Source organism: Pseudomonas sp. rhizo66 (assembly GCF_031931925.1).
Classification (GTDB): domain Bacteria; phylum Pseudomonadota; class Gammaproteobacteria; order Pseudomonadales; family Pseudomonadaceae; genus Aquipseudomonas.
In genome coordinates, this window is sequence record NZ_JAUJWZ010000027.1 from 17,721 (window position 1) to 41,265 (window position 23,545).

General features: G+C 60.2%; 22 protein-coding genes and 1 riboswitch. Of the genes, 15 read left to right on the plus strand and 7 right to left on the minus strand.

Annotated elements, in window-relative coordinates:
* Positions 1–22: 22 nt before the first annotated feature.
* Both htpG and QZR14_RS25565 read left to right on the plus strand, forming a co-directional pair.
* The gene (htpG, locus tag QZR14_RS25560; protein ID WP_311998052.1) at positions 23–1,927 is read left to right on the plus strand and encodes a molecular chaperone HtpG; all 1,905 of its coding nucleotides are present in this window, start codon (positions 23–25) and stop codon (positions 1,925–1,927) included.
* A gap of 68 nt (positions 1,928–1,995) precedes the next feature.
* Positions 1,996–2,724 carry a dienelactone hydrolase family protein gene (locus QZR14_RS25565; RefSeq protein ID WP_250604117.1) on the plus strand — a complete coding sequence of 243 codons (729 nt, stop codon included), beginning with the start codon at positions 1,996–1,998 and terminating at the stop codon, positions 2,722–2,724.
* 224 nt (positions 2,725–2,948) lie between these two features.
* On the opposite strand, the gene QZR14_RS25570 is transcribed toward QZR14_RS25565, so the two are convergent.
* A complete protein-coding gene (locus tag QZR14_RS25570; RefSeq protein WP_311998053.1) occupies positions 2,949–3,815 on the minus strand; it encodes a pirin family protein in 867 nt (288 codons plus the stop codon).
* Between the two features lie 61 nt (positions 3,816–3,876).
* Positions 3,877–4,293 (minus strand): OsmC family protein, encoded by a 417-nt coding sequence (locus QZR14_RS25575; protein ID WP_311998054.1) that lies wholly within the window; start codon positions 4,291–4,293, stop codon positions 3,877–3,879.
* A 129-nt stretch (positions 4,294–4,422) separates the two neighbouring features.
* Between QZR14_RS25575 and QZR14_RS25580 the strand changes: the two genes are divergently transcribed.
* Both QZR14_RS25580 and QZR14_RS25585 read left to right on the plus strand, forming a co-directional pair.
* Complete coding sequence (locus tag QZR14_RS25580; RefSeq protein ID WP_311998055.1) at positions 4,423–5,478, plus strand: amidohydrolase family protein; 1,056 nt, start codon at positions 4,423–4,425, stop codon at positions 5,476–5,478.
* Positions 5,479–5,608: 130 nt separating this feature from the next.
* A complete protein-coding gene (locus QZR14_RS25585) occupies positions 5,609–7,234 on the plus strand; it encodes a methyl-accepting chemotaxis protein (RefSeq protein ID WP_311998056.1) in 1,626 nt (541 codons plus the stop codon).
* A 274-nt stretch (positions 7,235–7,508) separates the two neighbouring features.
* Here QZR14_RS25585 and QZR14_RS25590 read toward each other — a convergent pair whose 3' ends face one another.
* From QZR14_RS25590 to purM, 3 genes are read right to left on the minus strand one after another with little or no spacing between them, the layout of a single operon-like run.
* A complete protein-coding gene (locus tag QZR14_RS25590) occupies positions 7,509–8,222 on the minus strand; it encodes a DUF3108 domain-containing protein (RefSeq protein ID WP_095114118.1) in 714 nt (237 codons plus the stop codon).
* Positions 8,223–8,230: 8 nt separating this feature from the next.
* Entirely contained in the window at positions 8,231–8,881 is a 651-nt protein-coding gene (gene purN, locus QZR14_RS25595; RefSeq protein ID WP_095119952.1) for a phosphoribosylglycinamide formyltransferase, read from the minus strand.
* Positions 8,881–9,939, minus strand: a complete 1,059-nt coding sequence (purM, locus tag QZR14_RS25600; RefSeq protein WP_034156237.1) for a phosphoribosylformylglycinamidine cyclo-ligase — start codon at positions 9,937–9,939, stop codon at positions 8,881–8,883. The genes purN and purM overlap by 1 nt, the downstream gene beginning before the upstream one ends.
* A gap of 373 nt (positions 9,940–10,312) precedes the next feature.
* Here purM and QZR14_RS25605 point away from each other — a divergent pair, with 373 nt between their 5' ends.
* The 5 genes from QZR14_RS25605 to QZR14_RS25625 all read left to right on the plus strand — a co-directional run bounded on the left by QZR14_RS25605 (position 10,313) and on the right by QZR14_RS25625 (position 14,972).
* The gene (locus QZR14_RS25605) at positions 10,313–11,365 is read left to right on the plus strand and encodes a DUF2066 domain-containing protein (RefSeq protein ID WP_311998057.1); all 1,053 of its coding nucleotides are present in this window, start codon (positions 10,313–10,315) and stop codon (positions 11,363–11,365) included.
* Between the two features lie 34 nt (positions 11,366–11,399).
* Entirely contained in the window at positions 11,400–12,473 is a 1,074-nt protein-coding gene (locus tag QZR14_RS25610) for an AI-2E family transporter (RefSeq protein WP_250604128.1), read from the plus strand.
* A gap of 206 nt (positions 12,474–12,679) precedes the next feature.
* Complete coding sequence (gene hda, locus QZR14_RS25615; protein ID WP_008082931.1) at positions 12,680–13,384, plus strand: DnaA regulatory inactivator Hda; 705 nt, start codon at positions 12,680–12,682, stop codon at positions 13,382–13,384.
* Positions 13,385–13,598: 214 nt separating this feature from the next.
* Positions 13,599–14,216, plus strand: coding sequence for a C40 family peptidase (locus tag QZR14_RS25620; RefSeq protein ID WP_007919826.1), 618 nt, complete (start codon positions 13,599–13,601; stop codon positions 14,214–14,216).
* A gap of 219 nt (positions 14,217–14,435) precedes the next feature.
* The gene (locus tag QZR14_RS25625) at positions 14,436–14,972 is read left to right on the plus strand and encodes a C40 family peptidase (RefSeq protein WP_250604130.1); all 537 of its coding nucleotides are present in this window, start codon (positions 14,436–14,438) and stop codon (positions 14,970–14,972) included.
* A gap of 133 nt (positions 14,973–15,105) precedes the next feature.
* On the opposite strand, the gene QZR14_RS25630 is transcribed toward QZR14_RS25625, so the two are convergent.
* A complete protein-coding gene (locus QZR14_RS25630) occupies positions 15,106–16,419 on the minus strand; it encodes a PQQ-dependent sugar dehydrogenase (RefSeq protein WP_311998058.1) in 1,314 nt (437 codons plus the stop codon).
* Between the two features lie 66 nt (positions 16,420–16,485).
* Positions 16,486–17,070, minus strand: coding sequence for a hypothetical protein (locus tag QZR14_RS25635; protein ID WP_250604134.1), 585 nt, complete (start codon positions 17,068–17,070; stop codon positions 16,486–16,488).
* Between the two features lie 163 nt (positions 17,071–17,233).
* A riboswitch (cobalamin riboswitch) is annotated at positions 17,234–17,459 on the plus strand.
* An 81-nt stretch (positions 17,460–17,540) separates the two neighbouring features.
* On the opposite strand from QZR14_RS25635, the gene cobO reads away from it, so the two are divergent.
* Genes cobO through QZR14_RS25665 form a run of 6 tightly spaced genes read left to right on the plus strand, consistent with a single transcriptional unit; the run spans position 17,541 to position 23,534 of the window.
* Positions 17,541–18,152: a cob(I)yrinic acid a,c-diamide adenosyltransferase gene (cobO, locus tag QZR14_RS25640; RefSeq protein WP_250604136.1), complete on the plus strand. Its 612-nt coding sequence runs from the start codon at positions 17,541–17,543 to the stop codon at positions 18,150–18,152.
* Positions 18,149–19,549, plus strand: coding sequence for a cobyrinate a,c-diamide synthase (locus QZR14_RS25645; protein WP_250604138.1), 1,401 nt, complete (start codon positions 18,149–18,151; stop codon positions 19,547–19,549). Before cobO ends, QZR14_RS25645 begins: the two co-directional genes overlap by 4 nt.
* Positions 19,546–20,196 (plus strand): 5,6-dimethylbenzimidazole synthase, encoded by a 651-nt coding sequence (bluB, locus tag QZR14_RS25650; protein ID WP_311998059.1) that lies wholly within the window; start codon positions 19,546–19,548, stop codon positions 20,194–20,196. The genes QZR14_RS25645 and bluB overlap by 4 nt, the downstream gene beginning before the upstream one ends.
* Positions 20,193–21,101 carry an adenosylcobinamide-phosphate synthase CbiB gene (gene cbiB, locus QZR14_RS25655; protein WP_311998060.1) on the plus strand — a complete coding sequence of 303 codons (909 nt, stop codon included), beginning with the start codon at positions 20,193–20,195 and terminating at the stop codon, positions 21,099–21,101. The genes bluB and cbiB overlap by 4 nt, the downstream gene beginning before the upstream one ends.
* Positions 21,094–22,086 carry a threonine-phosphate decarboxylase CobD gene (cobD, locus tag QZR14_RS25660; RefSeq protein WP_311998061.1) on the plus strand — a complete coding sequence of 331 codons (993 nt, stop codon included), beginning with the start codon at positions 21,094–21,096 and terminating at the stop codon, positions 22,084–22,086. Before cbiB ends, cobD begins: the two co-directional genes overlap by 8 nt.
* Entirely contained in the window at positions 22,083–23,534 is a 1,452-nt protein-coding gene (locus QZR14_RS25665; RefSeq protein ID WP_250604146.1) for a cobyric acid synthase, read from the plus strand. Before cobD ends, QZR14_RS25665 begins: the two co-directional genes overlap by 4 nt.
* Positions 23,535–23,545 lie beyond the last annotated feature (11 nt).

Genomic DNA, 23,545 nt, shown 5'->3' on the forward strand with positions numbered 1-23,545 from the left:
ATCTGATTGGAGTTTGATGACCATGAGTGTGGAAACTCAAAAGGAAACCCTGGGCTTCCAGACCGAGGTAAAGCAGCTGCTGCACCTCATGATCCATTCGCTGTATTCCAACAAGGAAATCTTCCTTCGCGAATTGATCTCGAACGCCTCTGACGCTGTCGACAAACTGCGCTTCGAAGCCCTGGCCAAGCCAGAGTTGCTTGAGGGCGGCGCTGATCTGAAAATCCGTGTGAGCTTCGACAAGGACGCCAAGACCGTCACCCTCGAAGACAACGGTATCGGCATGAACCGTGACGATGTGATCACCCACCTGGGCACCATCGCCAAATCGGGCACCGCCGATTTCATGAAGAATCTCTCGGGCGATCAGAAGAAGGATTCGCACCTGATCGGCCAGTTCGGTGTCGGCTTCTACTCTGCCTTCATCGTTGCCGACAAAGTTGACGTGTACAGCCGTCGTGCCGGCACTCCGGCCAGCGAAGGCGTGCACTGGTCGTCGAAAGGCGAGGGCGAGTTCGAAGTCGCCACCATCGACAAGCCAGAGCGCGGTACCCGCATCGTTCTGCACCTGAAATCCGGTGAAGACGAATTCGCCGATGGCTGGCGTCTGCGCAACATCATCAAGAAGTACTCCGACCACATCGCGTTGCCGATCGAGTTGCCAAAAGAAGTTACAGCAGCCGAAGGTGAAGAGACTCCGGCCGTTGAATGGGAAACCGTCAACCGCGCCAGCGCCCTGTGGACCCGTCCGCGCACTGAAGTGAAGGACGAGGAATACCAGGAGTTCTACAAGCACATCGCGCACGACTTTGAAAACCCGCTGGCCTGGAGCCACAACAAGGTTGAAGGCAAGCTTGAGTACAGCTCGCTGCTGTACGTGCCGGCCCGCGCGCCGTTCGATCTGTACCAGCGTGAAGCGCCGAAAGGCCTGAAGCTGTATGTGCAACGCGTGTTCGTCATGGATCAGGCCGAGTCGTTCCTGCCGCTGTACCTGCGCTTCATCAAAGGCGTGGTCGACTCCAACGACCTGTCGCTGAACGTGTCGCGTGAGATCCTGCAGAAAGACCCGATCATCGATTCGATGAAAACCGCGCTGACCAAGCGCGTGCTCGACATGCTGGAAAAACTGGCGAAAAACGAGCCTGAGCAATACAAAGGCTTCTGGAAGAACTTCGGTCAGGTCATGAAAGAAGGCCCGGCAGAAGATTTCGCCAACAAAGAGAAAATTGCCGGTCTGCTGCGTTTCGCATCGACCAATGGCGACGACGGCGAGCAGATCGTCGGTCTGGCCGACTACCTGGCACGCGCCAAGGAAGGTCAGGACAAGATCTACTACCTCACCGGCGAAACCTACGCGCAGGTCAAGAACAGCCCGCACCTGGAAGTCTTCCGCAAGAAAGGCATCGAAGTGCTGCTGCTGACGGATCGCATCGACGAGTGGCTGATGAGCTACCTCAGCGAATTCGACGGCAAGACTTTCGTTGACGTGGCACGTGGTGATCTCGATCTGGGCAACCTGGACTCGGAAGAGGACAAGAAAGCCGCAGAAGAGGTCGCCAAGTCCAAAGAAGGTCTGGTTGAGCGTCTGAAAACCGCGCTGGGCGATTCCGTGGCTGAAGTCCGCGTATCCCATCGTCTGACTGATTCGCCGGCCATCCTGGCCATTGGCGAGCAGGATCTAGGTCTGCAAATGCGTCAGATCCTCGAAGCCAGTGGGCAGAAAGTGCCGGACTCGAAGCCGATCTTCGAATTCAACCCAAGCCACCCGCTGATCGAGAAACTCGACGGCGAGCAGAACGAAGGGCGTTTTGGCGACCTGTCGCACATCCTCTTCGATCAGGCCGCCCTCGCGGCTGGCGAAAGCTTGAAAGACCCGGCCGCTTACGTGACCCGTCTGAACAAGCTGCTGGTTGAACTGTCGGTTTAACCAAGCTGTTGAAAAACCCGCTTCGGCGGGTTTTTTCATTCTGGTGTTTAACCAATCAGGAGTCAGAAATGAGCCAAGTCACTGTACGTTCCGTGGTCTATCAGATCGACGGCCAGCCTTATGAAGGTCGTCTGGCGTTCGACGCCGAGCACAAAGACGCGCGTCCGGGTTTGTTGATGGCGCCGAACTGGATGGGCGTCAGCGCCGGTGCCGAAGAGATCGCCAGGTCGGTCGCGGCCAAGGGCTACGTGGTGTTGATTGCTGACGTTTACGGCCAGGCTGTGCGTCCACAAAACGCTGATCAGGCGGGTGCCGCGATGATGCCACTGAAGGATGATCGCGCGCTCCTGCGCAAGCGTATGCAAGCGGCGTTCGAGCAATTGCAGAAGCAGGGCGAAGCGGCGGTCGATACGTCGAAGCTAGCGGTGTTCGGTTTCTGCTTCGGCGGTTGCTGTGCGTTGGATCTGGCGCGCACCGGTGCGCCGGTGAAGGCGGCGGTATCGTTCCACGGCACGCTGGATTCGCCGAATCCTGCCGACGCGCAGAACATCAAAGGTTCGGTGCTGGTACTGCACGGCGCTGCCGATCCGTTGGTGCCGAAAGAGCAATTGCCGGCGTTTGAAGACGAGATGAACGCGGCGAAGGTGGATTGGCAGTTGCTCAGCTACGGCGGTGCGGTGCACTCGTTTACTGATCCGCATGCCAATGTACCGGGCAAGATGATGTACGACGCGAAGACCGCCAAGCGCGCCTTCAAGTCGATGCATGACTTGCTGGATGAAGTGTTCAAGGGCTGAAAAGCGAAAAGCCCCTCACCCTAACCCTCTCCCGGAGGGAGAGGGGGCTGATTGGGGGATATTTCAGAGGTCCGCCGACCTGAAAATGCTTATGTGAATCCGAAATCGTCTGCTGCGTTTAGCTGAGCCCATAATCGACGCTATATCTCAGGTCGATGGATGACTGAAGACACCTCGGTCGGCCCCCTCTCCCTCCGGGAGAGGGCTGGGGTGAGGGTAGCTTTTCAGCGCGGCAACTCGATCCGCTCAACTTCCCCCGGCACCGTCGGCCAGTCCCCGGCCGCCCATTTGCGCCGCGCTTCATCGATCGCCGCCGGATCGCTCGCCACAAAATTCCAGTTGATCCGCCGAGGCCCGTCCAAGGGCGCGCCGCCGAACACCACCGCGTGCACATCGCTTTCGGCAAACAGGCTCATTTCTTCCCCGGCCGGCAACACCACCAGCGCATGCGTTTCAATGGTTTCGCCATTCAGCTGCGCATCGCCACTCAACACATACAACGCCCGCTCTTCATGCTCGGTCGGAATCAGCAGAGTGGTCGCCGTTTGCATCTTCACTTCTGCATACAACGTAGGAGAAAGCACCGGCACCGGCGATTCCAGGCAAAAACCTGACCCGGCAATCATCCGAATCTGTACGCCAAGGTTATCGCTCACCGGCAAGGTTGCTGCCGGGTGGTGGCTGTAATGCCCCGGGCCCTGCTCGTGATCCTTGGGCGACGCCAGCCAGATCTGCAAGCCGTGCATCGTGAAGCTTTGGTCCCACAACGGCTCAGGCGTGCGTTCAACGTGGGCAATCGCGCTGCCAGCGGTCATCCAGCTGACATCGCCTGCGCTGACCACCTGGTCCGAGCCAAGGCTGTCCTTGTGCTGGATCTGCCCCTCAAACAGATAGGTGAGCGTCGACAGACCGATGTGTGGGTGCTGTCGGATGTTCATGCCTTTTCCCGTCGGATAAACCGTCTCGAGCATGTGATCAAAAAACACGAAAGGCCCGACGCTGCGGCATTTGGCTGACGGCAGCGGACGCAGAATCGGCTGGCCTTCGACGTCTTCGGCGCGCGGGCGGATGATCAGAGGTTGCGTGTCCATGGTGCATTCCAGGCTGAGCGGGTGATGCCAGAAGCATAACCCGCCGCTGGCGTGAGGAGGATTACTGGCTATCGAAGCCTTGCGGGGCGTGGGTTTCGATGCTGACGTCGGTCGTGGTCATCAGTTTGTGAATCGGGCAGCGGCCGGCGACGCGCAGCAGTTCCTCACGCTGAGCATCGGTGAGTACACCTTTGAGGGTGAGGGTGACGTGCAGCACGTATTTGCCTTTTTGTTCTTCGCTGTTATCGCGTTTGACGTCGACCCCGACGCCGGTCAGCGGGATGTCTTTCTTCTTCGCGTACATCTTCAGGGTCAGCGCTTTGCAGGCGCCAAGGGCGGCATCGAAGTAGTCGTGCGGCTCAGGCGCCGTGCCTTCGCCGCCGGCGGATTTCGGCACGTCGGCAAACAGTTCGTGGTCATCAATCTGTACGGTGTGACGAAAACCTTCAGCGGAGACGGTATTGACGGTAACAGTCATGGGAACCTCACAGGCAGTAGGAAAAGTCGTTTCGATCAAAAAAGACCTTGCAGTTATAGAGCATTCCCACCGGCACGCGTTCCACTTTCCTGCGGGATGAACCCTTGTCGTCAGGGTGGGGTCTAGGCTATGCCTACTTCTCGGAGATTACTTGTGTCCCTGTATCGTTTGAGTCTCGCCTGCCTTCTGCTGCTTGCCGGCAACGTCAGCGCCCGCGAATACACCTACAGCGATGCGCACCTGCATTACGTGGATTTTTTCCAGGAAAGCGCAGGCATGGCGAAACTGCTGACGGCGATGAAGGACGGTTCTGTCGAACACGTGATGATTTCCGGTATCCCGGTAGCGAAGAAATGGCACGAAGACGAACCCAAGCGTCCGCGTTATTACGCCGGCGACGACGCCGACGCTTATTGGTATAGCGCCACTGACGTGATCGTCGCTGATGCCGTACAAAAGCTTTCGCCCGAGCAGCGCCCGTACTTTCATCCGTTCCTGTCCGGCTTCAATCCCAACGACAAGAACTCCGCCGCACACATCCAGCGCATGCTCGACCTGTACCCGGGGCTGTGGCAGGGCATCGGCGAGGTGTTCACCCGGCATGACGACCTCACAGCGCTGACGTCCGGCGACACGCCACGGGCCAACAACGAAGCGATGACCAAGATCTATCATCTGGCCGCCGAGAACGATCTGCCGGTGATGCTGCATTCGAACATCACCTCCAAGCGTGAGAAAAATCCGCTGTACCTGAAGGAAATCGAAGAGCCGCTGCGTAATCATCCGCACACGCGATTTATCTGGGCTCATGCCGGCACCAGCGCTGAAATCCATCGGCATCAGACGAAGCTGCAATTCCTCCTGCCTACGCTGACGCGCATGCTTGAAGCCTATCCCAACCTGTTTATCGACCTGTCCTGGAGCATGCTCAGCCCGTATTTATTGGACGAGCAGGGCAAGCCGCGAGCGGAGTGGCTGGCGCTGGTGGAGAAATACCCGGAACGCTTCATGCTCGGCTCGGATGTGGTCGGACGCTTCAACAAGCTCGGTGAGGAAATGCGCAGCTTCAAGCCGTTCCTCGACGCGTTACCTGAAGGCGTTGCGAAAAAAGTCGCTCGGGATAACTTCCTGGCGATCTTGCCGCGAACGGGGCTCAAGTCCGGCAAAAGTACGCTGAATCGTTAATGCCAACGGTTCGAACGATCAAGGCCTTTTGATATCGCCTTTTCGTCTTACGCAAATTTTCGCCAGGCCGATACCTTCTAGAGCAACCAGCTGCAGGGTCGATGCAGCGCTTTTGGAAGGAACCAGAGCAATGAGTATCCGTAGTCTCAATATTGCCCCGCGCGCCGGCCTGGGGTTTGGTTTGTTGGCGTTGATGATGTTTGCCCTCGGCGCGTTCGCCCTGCTGCAAATGTCGAACATGCGCGCGCAGTCCGATGAGGTCGATAACAACTGGCTACCGAGTGTGATGGCCGTCGGCGAGATGAGTCAGGACATGCTGCGCCTGCGCGCGTTGACCATGCGCCTGTTGCTCAATCGTGATCCGCAGGCGCTGGAGCAGAATATCGCCAAGCTCAATGACGTGCGCGGTGTGCTGAGTGAGGCCCAGCAGCGTTATGACGTGCTGATCGTATTACCAGAAGAGCGCAAGTTGTTTGATCGCTTCAAAGTCGCCGAGCACCAGTATCTGGAGTTTCAGGCGCAAGTCATGCAGTTGTCGGCGCAGAATCGGGTGGAAGAGGCTGCGACCATTCTCAACGGCCAGATGAGTCCGTTGGCCGATGAAATCGCGGTCATCCTGCGCGAACTGGTCGAGCTGAATAAACACAACGCCAATCTCGCCACAGAAGCGGCGCGACTGGTGTTTATCAATTCGCGGGTGTGGGTCGGGGTGATGATCGGCGTGACCGCGCTGATCACCATCGGCCTCGCCCTATTGCTGACGCGCAGCATCGTGTTGCCGCTGGCGCAGTCGTTGGGCGTAGCCGAGGTGGTGGCTGGTGGTGATCTGACCGGTGATATCAGCATCAGCGGCAAGGACGAACCGGCGCGGCTGCTTCAGGCGCTCAAGAGCATGCAGCACAACTTGCGCGATACGATTCGGCAAATCTCGGAGTCCTCCAGCCAATTGGCCTCGGCCTCGGAGGAGCTGAGTTGCGTCACGGAAGACGCTACCCGCGGGTTGCACCAGCAGAGCCTGGAAATCGAGCAAGCCGCCACGGCGGTCAATCAAATGACGGCGGCGGTGGAGGAGGTGGCCAGCAATGCAGTGGCGACCTCGGAGGCGTCGCGTGAATCCGACCGCATCGCCCAGCATGGTCGCGAACAAGTGCAGCAAACCGTTTCGTCGATTGAGTTACTCGCCGAAGACGTGACCAACAATGCATCGCAGGTCGAAGATCTGGCGCAGAAGGTTCATGGCATCAGCAAGGTACTGGACGTGATTCGTTCGATTGCCGAGCAGACCAATCTGCTCGCTTTGAACGCCGCGATTGAAGCCGCGCGGGCCGGTGATGCCGGACGCGGATTCGCGGTAGTGGCCGATGAGGTGCGGGCCTTGGCGCATCGTACCCAGCAGTCGACGCAAGAGATTGAACAGATGATCGGCGGCATCCAACAGGGCACCGATTCGGCGGTCAATTCGATGCAGCAAAGCAATGTGCGTGCGCGTTCGACGCTCGAGTTGGCCAAGGCCGCCGGGACTGCGCTTGAAGAGATCGCCTCGGCGTTCACGCTGATCAATGAGCGCAATCTGGTGATCGCCAGTGCCTCGGAAGAGCAGGCGGCGGTGGCGCGGGAGGTGGATCGCAATCTGATGAATATTCGTGATCTGGCGATGCAGACCTCGGCGGGGGCCAATCAGACGAGTGCGGCGAGTCAGGAGTTGTCGCGGTTGGCGGTGGATTTGAACAGCATGGTGGCGAAGTTTTCGGTTTGAGGCTTGCCTTCAAAAGCCCCTCACCCTAGCCTTCTCCCAAGGGGAGAGGGGACTGACCGTGGGAGATTAGAGAATTACGCCGACCTGATCTTGCTTTGGAGAATCCGTAATCGACTGGGTCTTGCAGGTCGATGTAGCTGGTCAGACATCTCGGTCGGCTCCCTCTCCCTCGGGAGAGGGCTGGGGTGAGGGGCGAAGGTGGCACAAAAAGCCGGGTTAAACGCAGGCGAAAAAAAGCCCCGCATTTCGCGGGGCTCTTTGCTTTAGCGGCGGATCAGCTGCCTTTAACGGTTTTGCCGTTGACCGTGCCGTCCTGGAGCATGATGTTGTACTCCTTGCCGTCGGTTTCAACCTGTTGCAGACGAACCAGCAGGTAATCCCAATCCTTGGCGAACCAGAGGACGGTGATGCGCTTGCTTTGTGTCGGATCGCGTACGCGCTCGACCTTGATCGCATCGATCTGGCCGGCCTTGGTTTCGACTTTTTCCGAACCCAGCACGCGGAAGTCATAGGTATCGACTTCGCCGTCATCGACCACTTGATAGCTCATGGTCTTCTTGCCGGCGGCGACGTCATGCTGCAGCGCCAGTTGGTAGGTGGACTTGTCGACCATGCCGCGGTTCAGCGGGATTTTCACCGCGTCGCCACGGTCGGTGCCGGTGACCATTTTGCTGTTCCAGTCGAAATCCAGATCAGCCTTTTTCGCTTTGCCCAGACCGCCACGTTCGAAGTGGTAGGACTGCGGCAGCAGGGTGTCCTTGTCCAGGGTCAGGGTGCTTTCTTCAGTCAGGCTGGCGATCATCATCGAGGCCTTGAAGCTGAGCTTCCAGACGCCGTTGGCTTCCTTGACCAGACTGCGCTCGGCGGTGCCGCTCATGGGCAACTGCTTCCAGTCGGCGGTGTAGCTGGCGGAGAACGGTTGAAGTTCGGCTGCCTGCGCGAAGGGCAGGGCGAGCAGAGCGCAAGCGAAGAGCAGGGCGCGACGCATAATATCTCCTAGTTTCGAATCAAGTGGCCGCTGGCCGCGAGTAACTGGCCATCCAGTAAAGCACCGTGTTCACCGAGTGCCAGCCTGCCTTCGGCAAACCAGCGTACTGCCATCGGGTAGATCAGGTGTTCCTGAACGTGGACTCGCTGCGCGAGACTCTGCGGCGTGTCGTGCAACTCTACCGGTAATACTGCCTGTACGACCAGTGGTCCGCCATCGAGTTCCTCGGTGACGAAGTGCACGGAGCAGCCGTGCTCCGTGTCGCCGGCCTCCAGCGCGCGCTGATGAGTGTGTAACCCTTTGTATTTGGGCAGCAGCGACGGGTGGATGTTGAGCAGGCGACCCTGGTAGTGGCGAACGAAATCAGCGCTGAGAATGCGCATGAAACCGGCCAGCACCACGAGTTTCGGATTGAATTCGTCGATCAGTTCGATCAGGGCAGCATCGAAGGCCTCGCGACCTTCGAATGCCTTGTGATCCAGCGAGCGGGTGGCGATACCCGCGTCGCTGGCGCGTTGCAGGCCGTAGGCGTCGGCGCGATTGGAAATCACTGCAGCGATGCGGACCGGGCTATCGCCGGTCCGCGTGCTGTCGATCAGAGCCTGCAAGTTACTGCCGGTGCCGGACAACAGCACCACGACATCACAGGTTGCGGACATTAATGAGCCTTAAGGTTCTGCAGATCAACCTGAGCAGCGCCTTCGGCAGCGGCAGCGATCTGACCGATGACCCAAGGCTGTTCGCCGGCGTCACGCAGGGTGTTCAGTGCAACTTCTACGTGTTCCTGAGCTACGCAGATAACCATGCCAACGCCGCAGTTCAGCACGCGGTGCATCTCGGTCTCGTCAACGTTGCCTTTTTCTTGCAGCCAGTCGAACACGGCAGGGCGAGTCCAGCTAGCTACGTCAACCACGGCCTGTGCGCCTTTTGGCAGAACGCGCGGGATGTTGTCGAGCAGGCCACCACCGGTGATGTGGGCCATGGCTTTGACGGCGCCGGTGTCTTTGATCAGCTTGAGCAACGGCTTCACGTAGATGCGGGTCGGGGCCATCAGCAGATCGGTCAGCGGTTTGCCGTCGAGCTGAGTGTTTTCGATGTCAGCGCCGGAGACTTCGATGATCTTGCGGATCAGCGAGTAGCCGTTGGAGTGCGGGCCGGACGATGGCAGGGCGATCAAGGCGTCACCGGTGGCCACTTTCGAGCCGTCGATGATTTCCGATTTTTCCACGACGCCGACGCAGAAGCCGGCCAGGTCGTAGTCTTCGCCTTCGTACATGCCAGGCATTTCAGCAGTTTCGCCGCCAACCAGCGAGCAACCCGACAGTTCGCAGCCAGCGCCGATGCCGGTTACCACCTGGGCAGCGGTGTCGACATTGAGTTTGCCGGTGGCGTAGTAGTCGAGGAAGAACAGTGGCTCAGCGCCGCAAACCACGAGGTCGTTCACGCACATGGCAACCAGGTCGATGCCGATGCTGTCGTGCTTGTTCAGGTTCAGCGCCAGACGCAGTTTGGTGCCGACGCCGTCGGTGCCGGACACCAGCACAGGCTGCTTGTAGCCGGCCGGGATTTCGCAGAGGGCGCCGAAACCGCCCAGGCCGCCCATGACTTCCGGGCGCGCAGTGCGCTTGGCGACGCTCTTGATGCGTTCGACCAATGCTTCACCGGCGTCGATGTCTACACCGGCGTCCTTGTAGCTCAGGGAGGGTTGCTTGCTCATGATCCAGGCCTTTAGGGGAGGGGATTCAGGGGTAACGACCGAGTTCAGCGGGAACTTCGAAATCGAGGGGGCGATGGCCTCACGCGAGTTTCGAGGTGCCCGGCTGTTGCCGGTCTGCGAAGGCGCGCGATTTTATCAGGCTTGAGGGGCAGCGGCCATCCTCGCACCGACGGGCAGAGCCATATCCACGGAAATTTTTTGCAATTGAGCCGTATGAACGCCTGTATAAGGTGGGGCGATTAACCGTCTATCGTTATCACTGTGCAAAAACTTACCGCTGCCGTGTGAATGTTTTGCGATGGCAGATTGTCACAGCCTTGCTTAACCGGTTCACGCGGCCTGTTCCAGCCGCTCCTGTCGACGGGAATTCTCCATGCGTTTTTGTAAATTGTTGTTTGTGGGTTGTTTGTCTCTCATCAGCCTGGCGAGTCACGCCGAAAACCTCAAAGGCCTTTATCAAGTGCGTGAGCCGGTCAATGGCCAGGCACCGGAAGAGCGTGATCGCGCCACGCAAGCGGCGCTTGATACGCTGGTGTTGCGCCTTACCGGCGACCCGAAAGCCCCGCAGAATCCGGGGCTGGCGGCGATTCGCAAGGATCCGCAGCAAATCATCAGTCAGTTCGGTTTCGATGCCGGGCCGCCGGAGGTGCTCAAGGTCGATTTCGATCCGGCGACCACCGAGCAGGCGCTGCGTCGGGCCGGGTTGTCGGTGTGGGGCGCCAGTCGCCCGTCGATTCTGAGCTGGTGGCTGAACGATTCGACCGAAGGCTCAAGCCTGGTCGGTGACGGTCAGGCCGCTGCCGCGCCTTTACGCACGGCCGCTCAACATCGCGGCTTGCCATTGCGTTTGCCGTTGGCGGACTTGAGCGAGCAATTGGTTGCCACGGCGCCAGCGCTGGAAGGCACGGATCCGGCACCGTTGCGTGGCGCCTCTGAACGCTACAACGCTGACGCCTTGCTGGCGGTGCATGCCCGCGAAGAAGGTGGGCAGTGGCAAGCCAAGTGGCATTTGTGGCTGGGCGACCAGAAAGAGGCGGGCAGCGTGCAGGGCGCCGATCAGGCTGCAGTCGCTGATGCGGTGATGCTGGCGGTGGCTGAGCGGCTGGCGCCACGTTTTGTGGCCAAGCCCGGTGCTTCGGGCCAGCAGACCCTGGAAGTGCAGGGCATGACTCTGGAGCATTACGCGGCGCTGTTGCGGTTACTCGAACCGTTTGGCGTGCGTCTGCAAAGTGTTGATGGCGATCGCATCGTTTATCGGGTCAATGGCAGTGCCGACCAGATGCGTGCGCAGTTGTCGCTGGCGAAGTTGCAGGAGTTGCCGGCCGAAACGCCTGCTCCGGTGGCAGCGCCGCAGCCTGGGGTGGTGGGGGCAGCGCCTGTTGCGGCTCCAACACCGACGGCGCCGTCGCTGCGGTTTCGCTGGTAGGTCTTTCCTTATATAGAAGAAGCAGGAGTGGTACATGGCCGATACTCGGCGTTGGTTCTGGCTCGGTGGGGTAATCCTGCTTTGCGCGTTTGTCTGGTTGCTGCATCCGATCCTCACGCCGTTTCTGGTGGCGCTGCTGCTGGCGTATCTGTTCGATCCACTGGTGGATCGCCTGGAACGGCTTGGTTTGTCGCGCACCTGGGGCGTGATCGCGGTGTTTGCCCTGTTCACCCTGATCGTCACGGCGCTGATGCTGGTGCTGGTGCCGATGCTCGCCAAGCAGTTGCTGCGACTGTACGAACTGGCACCGCAGATGCTTGACTGGTTGCAGCACACGGCAGTGCCGTGGGCGCAGTCGAAGCTGGGGCTGTCGGACGGTTTCTGGAAGTTCGACAAGGTCAAGGCCGCAATCAGCGAGCACATGGGCCAGACCACCGACATCGTCGGCGTGGTGCTGAGTCAGGCAACGGCCTCCAGTCTGGCGTTGATCGGCTGGCTGGCCAATCTGGTACTGATCCCGGTGGTGAGTTTCTACCTGCTGCGCGACTGGGACGTGATGATGGCCAAGATCCGCAGCCTGCTGCCGCGTGATCGCGAAGAACGTGTGGTCGCGCTGGCCGGCGAATGCCATGAAGTGCTGGGCGCGTTCGTTCGCGGTCAGTTGTTGGTGATGCTGGCGCTGGGCGTGATTTACGCGGCGGGTCTGATGATTGTCGGCCTCGAGCTGGGGCTGTTGATCGGTCTGATCGCGGGGCTGGCGGCGATCGTGCCGTACATGGGCTTCGTGATCGGCATTGGCGCAGCGCTGATTGCGGGGTTGTTCCAGTTCGGTGGTGATCTGTACCCGATGGTCGGCATTGTCGCCGTGTTCATGGTCGGTCAGGCGCTTGAGGGCATGGTGTTGACGCCGTTGCTGGTGGGCGATCGTATCGGTCTGCACCCGGTGGCGGTAATCTTCGCGATTCTGGCTGGCGGCGAGTTGTTCGGTTTCACCGGTGTGCTGCTGGCGTTGCCGGTGGCCGCGGTGATCATGGTGCTGGTGCGCCATGTGCATGACTTGTACAAGGACTCCGACATCTATAGTGGCGTTGACGATCCGCAGCTGTAGTGGCGCAGGGCGGCCCGGCGAATAGCCGGGTTGGCCCATGTCCTGCAGGCGCTGGCGCCAAAGAATCTGTCATAAAACCAGCGTGTTAACGCAAACCTTTGATTTTGCTTGGACTCTGTCGCATTGTGCGCTCAGCTTCACGGGTATAAACTTCGCAAACTTTACACAGAGGCCACTAACGGTTCCTTGAGAACTGTTCAGTCAGCATGAAACCGATTCAGCTGCCCCTAGGTGTGCGTCTGCGTGACGACGCCACCTTCATCAACTACTACCCAGGCGCCAATGCCGCTGCACTCGGCTATGTCGAGCGTCTATGCGAAGCCGACGCCGGCTGGACAGAAAGCCTGATCTACCTGTGGGGCAAACACGGCGTAGGGCGTACGCATCTGTTGCAGGCTGCATGTTTGCGTTTCGAACAGATGGGCGAGCCGGCGGTGTATTTGCCGTTGGCCGAGTTGATGGATCGCGGTGTCGAAATCCTCGACAACCTTGAACAGTACGAGCTGGTTTGCCTGGATGACTTGCAGGTAATTGCCGGCAAGGCTGACTGGGAAGAGGCGATGTTTCATCTGTTCAACCGTCTGCGGGACAGCGGTCGGCGTCTGCTGATCGCCGCTTCCACCTCTCCGCGTGAATTGCCGGTCAAACTGGCTGACTTGAAGTCGCGCCTGACTATGGCGCTGATTTTCCAGATGCGCCCACTTTCCGATGAAGACAAGCTGCGCGCCTTGCAATTGCGCGCATCTCGTCGCGGTTTGCACCTCACCGACGAAGTCGGGCATTTTATTTTGACTCGCGGCACCCGCAGCATGAGTGCGTTGTTCGACTTGCTCGAACAGCTCGATCAGGCCTCGTTGCAGGCTCAGCGCAAGCTGACCATCCCCTTCCTGAAAGAAACGCTGGGCTGGTAACGGCGCGGCTTTCAGCGAGTTTTGGCATATTTCAGGCGCCAGAAAATCCGCTTTCCTGCACGGTGTACAGGCCGCGTATCGGTTCAAATGGGCTTAAGCGCTTAGATGTAAACGAGAAACCGAGAAGTCACAAAAAGATCGATTGAATTTGCAAATGAGGTTGATAGCGGGCATAGTCTCGGCTTCTTTACAACTATCAGCCACGGTCGTGCCCATGCTAAAGCGCTTCGCACCCCTCGTGCCTCTCGCACTCGTCACCCTGTTGTACGGTTGCGCTGCTCATTCTCCAGTTCAAGAGCAGCCTCAACAGGTTAAAAATTCTGCAACGGCCCAGTCTTCCGTTATTTATCAGGAAGAGCTGGACACCGAAAAAGAACTCAACGAATTCAATGGCAAGAAGCCTTATCAGCTTCCTGTTCTGGCCGACAGCATCCTCGAACGCGGCATGTCCCTGATCGGTACCCGTTACCGTTTCGGCGGGACCTCTGAAGCCGGTTTCGATTGCAGCGGTTTCATCGGTTACCTGTTTCGCGAAGAAGCTGGCATGAACCTGCCACGCTCGACCCGCGAAATGATCAACGTTGATGCGCCGCTGGTGTCGCGCAGCAACCTTGAGCCGGGCGATCTGCTGTTCTTCGCCACCAACGGTCGTCGCGGTCGTGTCAGTCACGCCGGGATCTACCTCGGTGACAACCAGTTCATCCACTCCAGCAGTCGTCGCAGCGGCGGTGTTCGCATCGACAGCCTGGGTGACAGCTACTGGAGCAAGACCTTCATCGAAGCGAAACGCGCTCTGGCCAACGCTCCGACGGTAGTCACTGCTCGCAAGTAATTCCCCGATGTCGCTGCGCTCGCGGCGACAATCAGGCTCCCGCTAACGGAGTAGACCTAGACTTTACAAGGTGAAGTTAAAGTCTTACTTGAAGTTTGCCGCGTAGCCGCTAGAATCCTGAATCTATATTGATGGCAAACCGCCTGCGTGCTTACGCAGGCGGTTTTGTTTTCTGTCCATCGGCAGAAAAAGCCGCAGCCAGATCAGGATGTTCTGCTTATGACGATGTCGGCCCGCCTCACCTTGATGCTCTTCGCAGCGCTGCTCAGCGGCTGTGCCAGTCGTACACCGCCACCTGCGCCGGTGGTTCGCGCTCCGGTCGTATTCGGGCCCTCCCAAGCTTTTTCGCCTGCTGCTGAAGACGTGCTGTTTCGCGCGCTTGGCCTGGTCGGCACGCCGTATCGCTGGGGCGGCAATACGCCAGATTCGGGATTCGATTGCAGCGGCTTGATCGGTTTTGTCTACCGTGACGCGGCGGGCATTTCGCTGCCGCGCTCCACGCGCGAGCTGATCGTCATGCAGGCGCCGAATGTCGGCAAGGAAGGTCTGCAGACCGGCGACCTGATCTTCTTCGCCACCAATGGCGGCTCGCAGGTCAGTCATGCGGGGATTTACGTCGGGGAGGGGCGCTTTGTACACGCGCCGGCCACGGGGGGCACGGTGAAGCTGGACAGCCTGTCGAAGGCGTATTGGCAGAAGGCTTATCTGAGTGCGAAGCGGGTGTTGCAGCCTGAGCATCTGGCGCATAACCCATAGTAAAAATCGCAGCAATCCTAATGTGGGAGCGAGCCTGCTCGCGAAAGCGGTGTATCAGTCAACTCAATGGAGGCTGACACTCCGCATTCGCGAGCAGGCTTGCTCCCACAGTTGTTTCAGGTCACATTCAGCATCACTTCGTGGCCGACACTCGCCACACCTTATTGCCAACATCATCCGCCACCAGCAAGCCACCTTGCTGATCGATCACCACGCCCACCGGGCGGCCGAGTGCATTCTCGTCCTTGTCGAGGAACCCGGTCAGCACATCCACCGGTTTGCCACTCGGCTTGCCACCGGTAAACGGCACGAAAATCACTTTGTAGCCACTGTGCGGTTTGCGGTTCCATGAGCCGTGCTGGCCGATGAACGCACCTTCCTTGAACTGCGCCGGCAAGCTGTTGCCCTCGGCAAAACTCAGGCCGAGCGAGGCGGTGTGCGGCCCGACCGCGTAATCCGGGGCGATCGCTTTGGCCACCAGGTCCGGGTTTTGCGGTGTAACGCGCACATCGACATGCTGACCGTAATAACTGAAAGGCCAGCCATAAAAGCCACCGTCCTTCACGGAAGTGATGTAGTCCGGCACCAGATCGCTGCCGATCTCGTCGCGCTCGTTGACCGCTGTCCACAACGCGCCACTGGTAGGCTCCCACGCCAGGCCGTTGGGGTTGCGGATGCCCGAGGCGAAGATGCGGTGATTGCCGGTCGCCCGATCAACTTCCCAGATCGCCGCGCGGCCTTCTTCCTTGTCCAGACCATTTTCGCCGACGTTGCTGTTCGAGCCGACCGTGACGTACAGCTTGCTGCCGTCCTTGTTGGCAATGACGTTTTTGGTCCAATGGTGATTCAGCGTCCCGCCCGGCAGATCAACAACCTTGATCGGCTGCGACTTGATCTCGGTCGCGCCGGGTTCGTAGTTGAAGCGCAGCAGGCGATCGGTATCGGCGACGTACAGGTCGTTGCCGACCAGAGTCATGCCGAACGGCGAGTTGAGGTTCTGCAGAAACACTGTGCGGGTCTCGGCGACGCCATCATGATCGGCGTCGCGCAGCAGGGTGATGCGGTTCGGGCTCGGCACGCCAGCGCCGGCCTTGCCCATGACCTTCTTCATCACCCAGCCACGAATGCCGCTGCTGTCATCAGGCTTCGGCGGGGCATTGGTTTCCGCCACCAGCACATCGCCGTTGGGCAGCACATAGAGCCAGCGTGGGTGATCGAGGCCTTCGGCGAATGCTGCGACTTGGGTGCCGGCTGCGGCGGTCGGTTTGCCGCCCTCGGGCCAGCCGATCGCCGGGGCGATGTTCACTGTCGGGATCAGGGTCTTGTTCGGTTCGGGCAGTTTCGGTGACGGGCCGGTGCCGTCGGAGACTTGCAGGCTGGAGGATTCACCGCAAGCGGCGAGACCTCCGGCGAAGGCGATGACAAAAACGAGCTGGGGCTTGCGCATTGCTGATCTTCCCTATGAATGCATTCCTAATCATAGAGGAGGGCGCAAGCCCGATGGTTCAACTGCTCAGCCGCGGGCTTCCTTGAACAACACGGCGATGCCCGGGTGATAGTTGCCGGCTTCGCTGCGTAATTTGCGGTAGGCATAGGGGAAATACCAGGCGACGGCGCAGGTGTGTTCCTTTTGCAGGTCGTCGACCATGTCTTGCAGCTCTTCGGGGCTGGCGCTGTGCTGGGCTTTCTGCGGCGCGACAAACAGGCAGCCGAGCTTGAGGTCGCTGGCGTAGCTGATGCGTTTGGCGTCGTTGGTGATGTCCAGCAGCGCTTGGGTCAGATTGAGATTCGTGACCCGTGGCCAGCGTTGCGTGGCCTGAATGAAGGCGCGATCTTCGGCGCCGGCGATAAACAGGTCGGCGCGGGCATTGCGTTCGCCTTCTTCGTTCTGCTTGCGCGTGGCAGTGTCGTTCAACGTGACCAGCTCGGCCATCCAGGCTGCGGCCGAGAGCAATCCGAGATTGGCTTTCTCGTCGTGCCAGTAAGGGGTGTCGCTGTCGCCGCGCACGGCGTTGTAGCGGTCGATACAGTCAAACCAGCGTTCGAGCACCGGGCGCAGGAATTCCAGGCGCGGGTTGCTGATGATCATGCCTTGCATCGTCATCATCCTTTATTGTTGTCGTGGGCTTTTCGAGAAAAGCATGGCTCTTTGATGTCATTTGTATCAGTGTGGCACAAGATTGGCGTCAGATAATTGATCGACGGCAGTTATTCGCCCTGTGGCGGCCTCTTTAATTGACGCTCCACCCCCAACCCTCTAACCTTCGCGGCTTGTTTCAGGTGCTCTGTGACCGGTGTCGACAGAGTGAAACAGGGAAGCCGGTGAGGGTTGTCTTCATGCGAAGAACCACCACGATCCCGGCGCTGCCCCCGCAACGGTAAATGAGTGAAAACTGCGTCGAATGCCACTGCTCAACAGCGGGAAGGCGCGCGGTCCGGCATACGCCACTCATGAGCCCGGAGACCGGCCTGATTCATCCAGCGGCATCACGGTGGGCGATGCCAGGCTTTTTGCCGTCTATTCTTGTGCCTGCCCGCCGTTATCCAGCCTCAACGGAGAGCTCCCCCATGACTGATTCCCCCGAGCGCGACGAGCGCCATCTGGCGCGTATGCAGCGCAAAAAAGCCGTGATCGACGAACGCATTGCCAACTCGCCCGACGAGTGCGGCCTGGTGCTGGTGCTGACCGGCAACGGCAAAGGCAAAAGCAGCTCGGCGTTCGGCATGCTTGCGCGCGCCATGGGCCACGGTATGCAGTGCGGCGTGGTGCAGTTCATCAAGGGGCGCAACAGCACTGGCGAAGAGTTGTTCTTCCGCCGCTTCCCCGAGCAAGTGCGTTTTCACGTGATGGGCGAGGGCTTCACTTGGGAAACCCAGGATCGCCAGCGTGACATTGCTGCCGCCGAAGCCGCGTGGGCCGTCTCCCGCGAATTGCTGCGCGATCCGTCGATCGGTCTGGTGGTGCTCGACGAATTGAACATCGCCCTCAAGCACGGTTATCTCGATCTCGATCAGGTGCTCAGCGATTTGCAGGCGCGTCCGCCGATGCAGCACGTTGTTGTCACCGGTCGTGGGGCCAAGCCGGAAATGATCGAGATGGGCGACACAGTCACCGAAATGGGCATGCTCAAGCACGCCTTCCAGGCCGGCATCAAAGCGCAGAAAGGCGTCGAACTTTGAATCAACCACGTCACTGCCCGGCGGTCCTCATCGCCGCGCCGGCCTCCGGTCAGGGCAAGACCACCGTCACCGCCGCGCTCGCCCGTTTGCATCGCAATCAGGGGCGCAAGGTGCGCGTGTTCAAATGCGGGCCGGACTTTCTCGATCCGATGATTCTTGAGCGCGCCAGCGGTGCGCCGGTGTATCAACTGGACATGTGGATGGTCGGCGAGCAGGAAAGTCGCCGTCTGTTGTGGGAAGCCGCCGCCGAGGCGGACCTGATTCTGATCGAAGGCGTGATGGGCCTGTTCGATGGCACGCCGTCCAGCGCTGATCTGGCGCGGCATTTTGGTGTGCCGGTGCTTGGCGTGATTGATGGGACGGCGATGGCGCAGACCTTTGGTGCGTTGGCGCTGGGACTGGCGAAGTATCAGCCGGATCTGCCGTTTGCCGGCGTGCTGGCCAATCGTGTCGGCACCTTGCGTCATGCGCAGTTGCTCGAAGGCAGCCTCACCGAAGGTTTGCGTTGGTATGGCGCGTTGTCCCGTGAGACGGGCATCGAGCTGCCGAGTCGTCATCTCGGCCTGGTGCAGGCCAGCGAATTGAATGATCTGGATGTGCGTCTCGACGCCGCCGCCGATGCATTGGCCAGCAGTTGCGAGGTAGCGCTGCCACCGGCCGTGGAGTTCGCCGCGCCGGACATCATCGCTGTCGAGCCGCTGCTGCAGAATGTGCGAATTGCCGTCGCCCGCGATGAGGCGTTTGCCTTCACCTACGGCGCGAGCCTCGATCTGTTGCGCGCGATGGGCGCCGAGTTGAGTTTCTTCTCGCCGATCCGCGACACGCAATTGCCGGAGGCGGACAGTCTGTATCTGCCCGGTGGTTATCCGGAATTGCACCACGCTGCACTGGCGCAAAACACCGCGATGCTTGAGGCGATTCGCGCGCACCACGCGGCGGGCAAACCGTTGCTCGCCGAGTGTGGCGGCATGTTGTATCTGCTCGATTCTTTGACTGACGTTGAGGGCACTCGCGCCGAACTGGTCGGGCTGCTGAAGGGCGATGCGGTGATGCAGAAGCGTTTGGCGGCGTTAGCGCTGCAAGCGGTCGATCTGCCGGAAGGTTCGTTGCGCGGGCACACTTATCACCATTCGCTGACCACCACTGAGCTGACGCCGATTGCCCGTGGCTTGAGCCCAAATGGTGGGCGGGGTGCCGAGGCGGTTTATCGTGAGGGGCGGATGACGGCTTCTTATGTGCACTTCTATTTCCCGTCGAATCCTGTGGCTGTCGCTGCCTTGTTTGCGCCAGTCCTTGAGGCCGTCATCGCTGGCAAGCCAGCTCCCACAGGGAATTGCATTTCGTCAGGCATTACACCGCCCACTGTGGGAGCTGGCTTGCCAGCGATGGGGCCATGACCGACAACGCATTCTCCGAAGCCGAGCGCCAAGCCGTCTATAAAGCCATCGCCGAACGTCGCGACATGCGCCACTTCACCGGTGGCACCGTCGAGCCGCAACTGCTGCGCCGTCTGCTCGAAGCTGCCCACCAAGCGCCAAGCGTCGGCCTGATGCAGCCATGGCGTTTCATCCGCATCAGCGATAGAACCTTGCGCGGCCAGATCCAGAGCCTCGTGGAAGAAGAACGTATCCGCACCGCTGAAGCCCTCGGCGAGCGCAGTGACGAGTTCATGAAACTCAAGGTTGAAGGCATCAATGATTGCGCCGAAGTACTGGTCGCCGCGCTGATGGACGATCGCGAAAAGCACATTTTCGGTCGCCGTACATTGCCGGAAATGGACATGGCCTCGCTGTCCTGCGCGATCCAGAATCTGTGGCTTGCTTCGCGCGCCGAAGGCCTGGGCATGGGCTGGGTCTCGCTGTTCGAGCCGCAAGCGCTGGCGGATCTGCTGAAGCTGCCCGAGGGCGCCAAGCCACTGGCGGTTTTATGCCTGGGCCCGGTCAAGGAATTCTATCCGGCGCCGATGCTGGTACTCGAAGGGTGGGCGCAGGCGCGTCCGCTCAATGAGTTGCTGTTTGAGAATTATTGGGGAGTGAGTCAATGAGTGTGGCGTTGTTGAGTGTCGCCGCCGTGGCGCTGGATGCGCTGCTGGGTGAACCGAAACGCTGGCATCCGCTGGTGGCGTTCGGCAACTTTGCCGGGCGCATCGAGCAACGCTTCAACGCTGGTGGCCGTGGCTGGCGCAGCCACGGCGTCACTGCGTGGGTGATCGCGGTGCTGCCGCTGACCTTGCTCGCCACGGCGTTTTCCTGGGCGCCATACGTGGGCTGGATCGTCGAGATTCTCGCGCTGTATTGCGCCCTCGGCATGCGCAGCCTTGGTGAGCATGTCGCTCCGGTGGCCGCCGCATTGCGCGCGGATGATCTGGACGAGGCGCGCAAGCGTGTCGGCTATCTGGTCAGCCGCCAGACCGATGAACTCGACAGCACCGCCGTCGCCCGCGCCGCCACTGAGTCGGTGCTCGAAAACGGCAGTGATGCGGTGTTTGCCGCGTTGTTCTGGTTTGTCGTGGCCGGCGCACCGGGCGTGGTTCTTTATCGTCTGAGCAACACGCTGGATGCGATGTGGGGTTATCGCAACGAACGCTTTGAGCGTTTCGGTTGGGCGGCGGCGAAAATCGACGATGTGCTGAACTACATTCCTGCGCGTCTGGTGGCATTGACCTACGCTCTGCTGGGCAAAACCCGACTCGCGTTGAAGTGCTGGCGCACCCAGGCGCCGCAGTGGGACAGCCCTAACGCTGGTCCGGTGATGGCGGCCGGGGCCGGTGCCTTGGGCGTGGAACTGGGTGGCCCGGCGATTTATCACGGTGAGCTTCACGACCGTCCGCAACTCGGCGAAGGCGTTCCAGCGGATGCCGATTCCATCGATCGCGGCTGGCAATTGGTCCAGCGCGGGGTATGGTTATGGCTGCTGATTCTCTGCGTGGGGGCTGAATTCTATGCTTGAACATGGTGGCCGGCTGCGCAAGGCTGCACTCGATTACGGCATTGCCGAGGCTGATTGGCTGGACTTGTCCAGCGGCCTCGCACCGTGGCCGTTCCCGATCCCGGACATCCCGCTGCGCGCCTGGGCGCGTTTGCCGGAAACCGATGACGGTCTGGAGCAAGCCGCGTGCGATTACTACGGCACCGCGCAGGTGCTGCCGGTGGCCGGTTCACAGATGGCCATCCAGTTGCTGCCGCGTTTGCGCCGCGCTGGCAAGGTCGGCGTGTTGTCGCCGTGTTATGCCGAACACGCCGAAGCCTGGCGCCGTAGCGGTTACATCGTGCGCGAAGTGCTGGAGCAGGAAGTCGAGTTCTTTCTCGACAGCCTCGACGTGCTGGTGGTGGTCAACCCGAACAACCCGACCGGCCTGAGTCTGACCCCGGCACGCCTGCTCGACTGGCACGCGCGACTCGCTCGGCGCGGTGGCTGGCTGGTGGTCGATGAGGCCTTTATGGACAACACGCCGCAGTTGAGTCTGGCGCCCCATGCACATCAAGTCGGGCTGATCGTATTGCGCTCATTCGGCAAGTTTTTCGGGCTGGCCGGGGTGCGACTGGGATTTGTGCTGGCCGAGCGCAAGTTACTCAAACTGCTCGCCGAACAGGTCGGGCCATGGGCGGTGAGTGGGCCGACGCGTGTGCTGGGCCAGGCGTGTCTGCAAGACACCGACGGTCACACCCGCCAACGGATTCGCAGCGATGAAGCCAGTGAGCGGCTGGCGGCGCTGCTGGAGCGTTATGGCTTCAAGTCCCAGGGCGGTTGCGCGCTGTTCCAGTGGCTGATCACCGAGCACGCCGAAGCGTTGCACGAGTTCATGGCCCGTCGCGGCATTCTCCTGCGCATTTTCACTCATAACAGCAGCCTGCGTTTTGGCCTGCCCGCCGATGCGGCCGAAGAGGCGCGTCTTGAACAGGCTTTGATAGCCTTCGCCAAGGACCACCCATGACCACTCTGATGGTGCAAGGCACCACTTCCGACGCCGGCAAAAGCACACTGGTGACGGCACTGTGCCGCTGGGCAACTCGTCAGGGGGTGGCGGTCGTACCGTTCAAGCCGCAGAACATGGCGCTCAACAGCGCCGTGACCGCTGATGGCGGTGAGATTGGCCGCGCGCAAGCGGTGCAGGCGCAAGCCGCTCATCTCGAACCGCACACCGACATGAACCCGGTGCTGCTCAAGCCCAATAGCGACACTGGCGCGCAAGTGATCATCCATGGTCGTGCCGTCACCACGATGAACGCGGTTGCCTACCACGACTACAAAACCATCGCGATGCAAGCGGTGCTGGTTTCTCATGAGCGACTCAGTGCCGCGTATCCGCTGGTGATGGTCGAAGGTGCGGGTTCACCCGCCGAGATCAATCTGCGTGCTGGCGACATCGCCAACATGGGCTTTGCCGAGGCGGTAGATTGCCCGGTGTTGCTGATTGCCGACATCAATCGCGGCGGGGTTTTTGCCCATCTGGTCGGCACCCTTGAGCTGCTGTCGCCAAGCGAACAGGCGCGGGTCAAAGGCTTCATCATCAATCGGTTTCGCGGCGACATCGCCTTGTTGCAACCGGGCCTCGACTGGCTCGAACAGCGCACCGGCAAACCGGTGGTCGGCGTGTTGCCGTACGTGATGGACCTGCATCTGGAAGCCGAGGACGGCATCGATCAGCGCCAGACCGACAAGGCCGAACAAGTGCTGAAAGTGGTGGTGCCGGTGCTGCCGCGCATCAGCAACCACACCGACTTCGATCCGCTGCGCCTGCATCCGCAGGTTGATCTGCAATTCGTCGGCCCGGGGCAGGCGATTCCTGCTGCCGACCTGATCATCCTGCCGGGCTCGAAAAGCGTGCGCAGCGATCTGGCCTATTTGCGCGCCAATGGCTGGGATGCCGCGATCAATCGGCATCTGCGTTACGGCGGCAAAGTGCTGGGGATTTGCGGCGGTCTGCAGATGCTCGGTGAGCAGGTGCATGACCCGCTTGGCCTTGAAGGTGCTCCCGGCTCCAGTGCCGGTCTGGGCTTGCTGACGTTCGACACCACGCTTGAAGCCGAAAAGCAGTTGCGCAATGTACGTGGACGGCTGGCGCTGGAAGATGCCGAAGTCAGTGGCTATGAAATTCATGCCGGCGTGACCACGGGGCCGGCGCTGGAAAACCCAGCGGTGCATCTTGATGACGGTCGTTGCGACGGCGCGCTGAGTGCTGACGGGCAGGTGTTCGGCACCTATCTGCATGGCGTGTTCGAATCGCCGGCGGCGAGTGCGGCGCTGTTGCGCTGGGCCGGGTTGAGCGATGTACAGCAGGTGGATTATCACGGCTTGCGCGAGCGCGATATCGAGCGCTTGGCGGATCTGGTGGAAAGGCATCTGGATACCGGCTTATTGCGTCAGCTCTGTGGGATTTGAGGTGGCTGTAT

Coding starts and splice junctions, on each gene's coding strand:
- htpG (WP_311998052.1), top strand. CDS start 23: ATGAGTGTGGAAACTCAAAAGGAAACCCTGGGCTTCCAGACCGAGGTA.
- QZR14_RS25565 (WP_250604117.1), top strand. CDS start 1,996: ATGAGCCAAGTCACTGTACGTTCCGTGGTCTATCAGATCGACGGCCAG.
- QZR14_RS25570 (WP_311998053.1), bottom strand. CDS start 3,815: ATGGACACGCAACCTCTGATCATCCGCCCGCGCGCCGAAGACGTCGAA.
- QZR14_RS25575 (WP_311998054.1), bottom strand. CDS start 4,293: ATGACTGTTACCGTCAATACCGTCTCCGCTGAAGGTTTTCGTCACACC.
- QZR14_RS25580 (WP_311998055.1), top strand. CDS start 4,423: ATGCCTACTTCTCGGAGATTACTTGTGTCCCTGTATCGTTTGAGTCTC.
- QZR14_RS25585 (WP_311998056.1), top strand. CDS start 5,609: ATGAGTATCCGTAGTCTCAATATTGCCCCGCGCGCCGGCCTGGGGTTT.
- QZR14_RS25590 (WP_095114118.1), bottom strand. CDS start 8,222: ATGCGTCGCGCCCTGCTCTTCGCTTGCGCTCTGCTCGCCCTGCCCTTC.
- purN (WP_095119952.1), bottom strand. CDS start 8,881: ATGTCCGCAACCTGTGATGTCGTGGTGCTGTTGTCCGGCACCGGCAGT.
- purM (WP_034156237.1), bottom strand. CDS start 9,939: ATGAGCAAGCAACCCTCCCTGAGCTACAAGGACGCCGGTGTAGACATC.
- QZR14_RS25605 (WP_311998057.1), top strand. CDS start 10,313: ATGCGTTTTTGTAAATTGTTGTTTGTGGGTTGTTTGTCTCTCATCAGC.
- QZR14_RS25610 (WP_250604128.1), top strand. CDS start 11,400: ATGGCCGATACTCGGCGTTGGTTCTGGCTCGGTGGGGTAATCCTGCTT.
- hda (WP_008082931.1), top strand. CDS start 12,680: ATGAAACCGATTCAGCTGCCCCTAGGTGTGCGTCTGCGTGACGACGCC.
- QZR14_RS25620 (WP_007919826.1), top strand. CDS start 13,599: ATGCTAAAGCGCTTCGCACCCCTCGTGCCTCTCGCACTCGTCACCCTG.
- QZR14_RS25625 (WP_250604130.1), top strand. CDS start 14,436: ATGACGATGTCGGCCCGCCTCACCTTGATGCTCTTCGCAGCGCTGCTC.
- QZR14_RS25630 (WP_311998058.1), bottom strand. CDS start 16,419: ATGCGCAAGCCCCAGCTCGTTTTTGTCATCGCCTTCGCCGGAGGTCTC.
- QZR14_RS25635 (WP_250604134.1), bottom strand. CDS start 17,070: ATGCAAGGCATGATCATCAGCAACCCGCGCCTGGAATTCCTGCGCCCG.
- cobO (WP_250604136.1), top strand. CDS start 17,541: ATGACTGATTCCCCCGAGCGCGACGAGCGCCATCTGGCGCGTATGCAG.
- bluB (WP_311998059.1), top strand. CDS start 19,546: ATGACCGACAACGCATTCTCCGAAGCCGAGCGCCAAGCCGTCTATAAA.
- cbiB (WP_311998060.1), top strand. CDS start 20,193: ATGAGTGTGGCGTTGTTGAGTGTCGCCGCCGTGGCGCTGGATGCGCTG.
- cobD (WP_311998061.1), top strand. CDS start 21,094: ATGCTTGAACATGGTGGCCGGCTGCGCAAGGCTGCACTCGATTACGGC.
- QZR14_RS25665 (WP_250604146.1), top strand. CDS start 22,083: ATGACCACTCTGATGGTGCAAGGCACCACTTCCGACGCCGGCAAAAGC.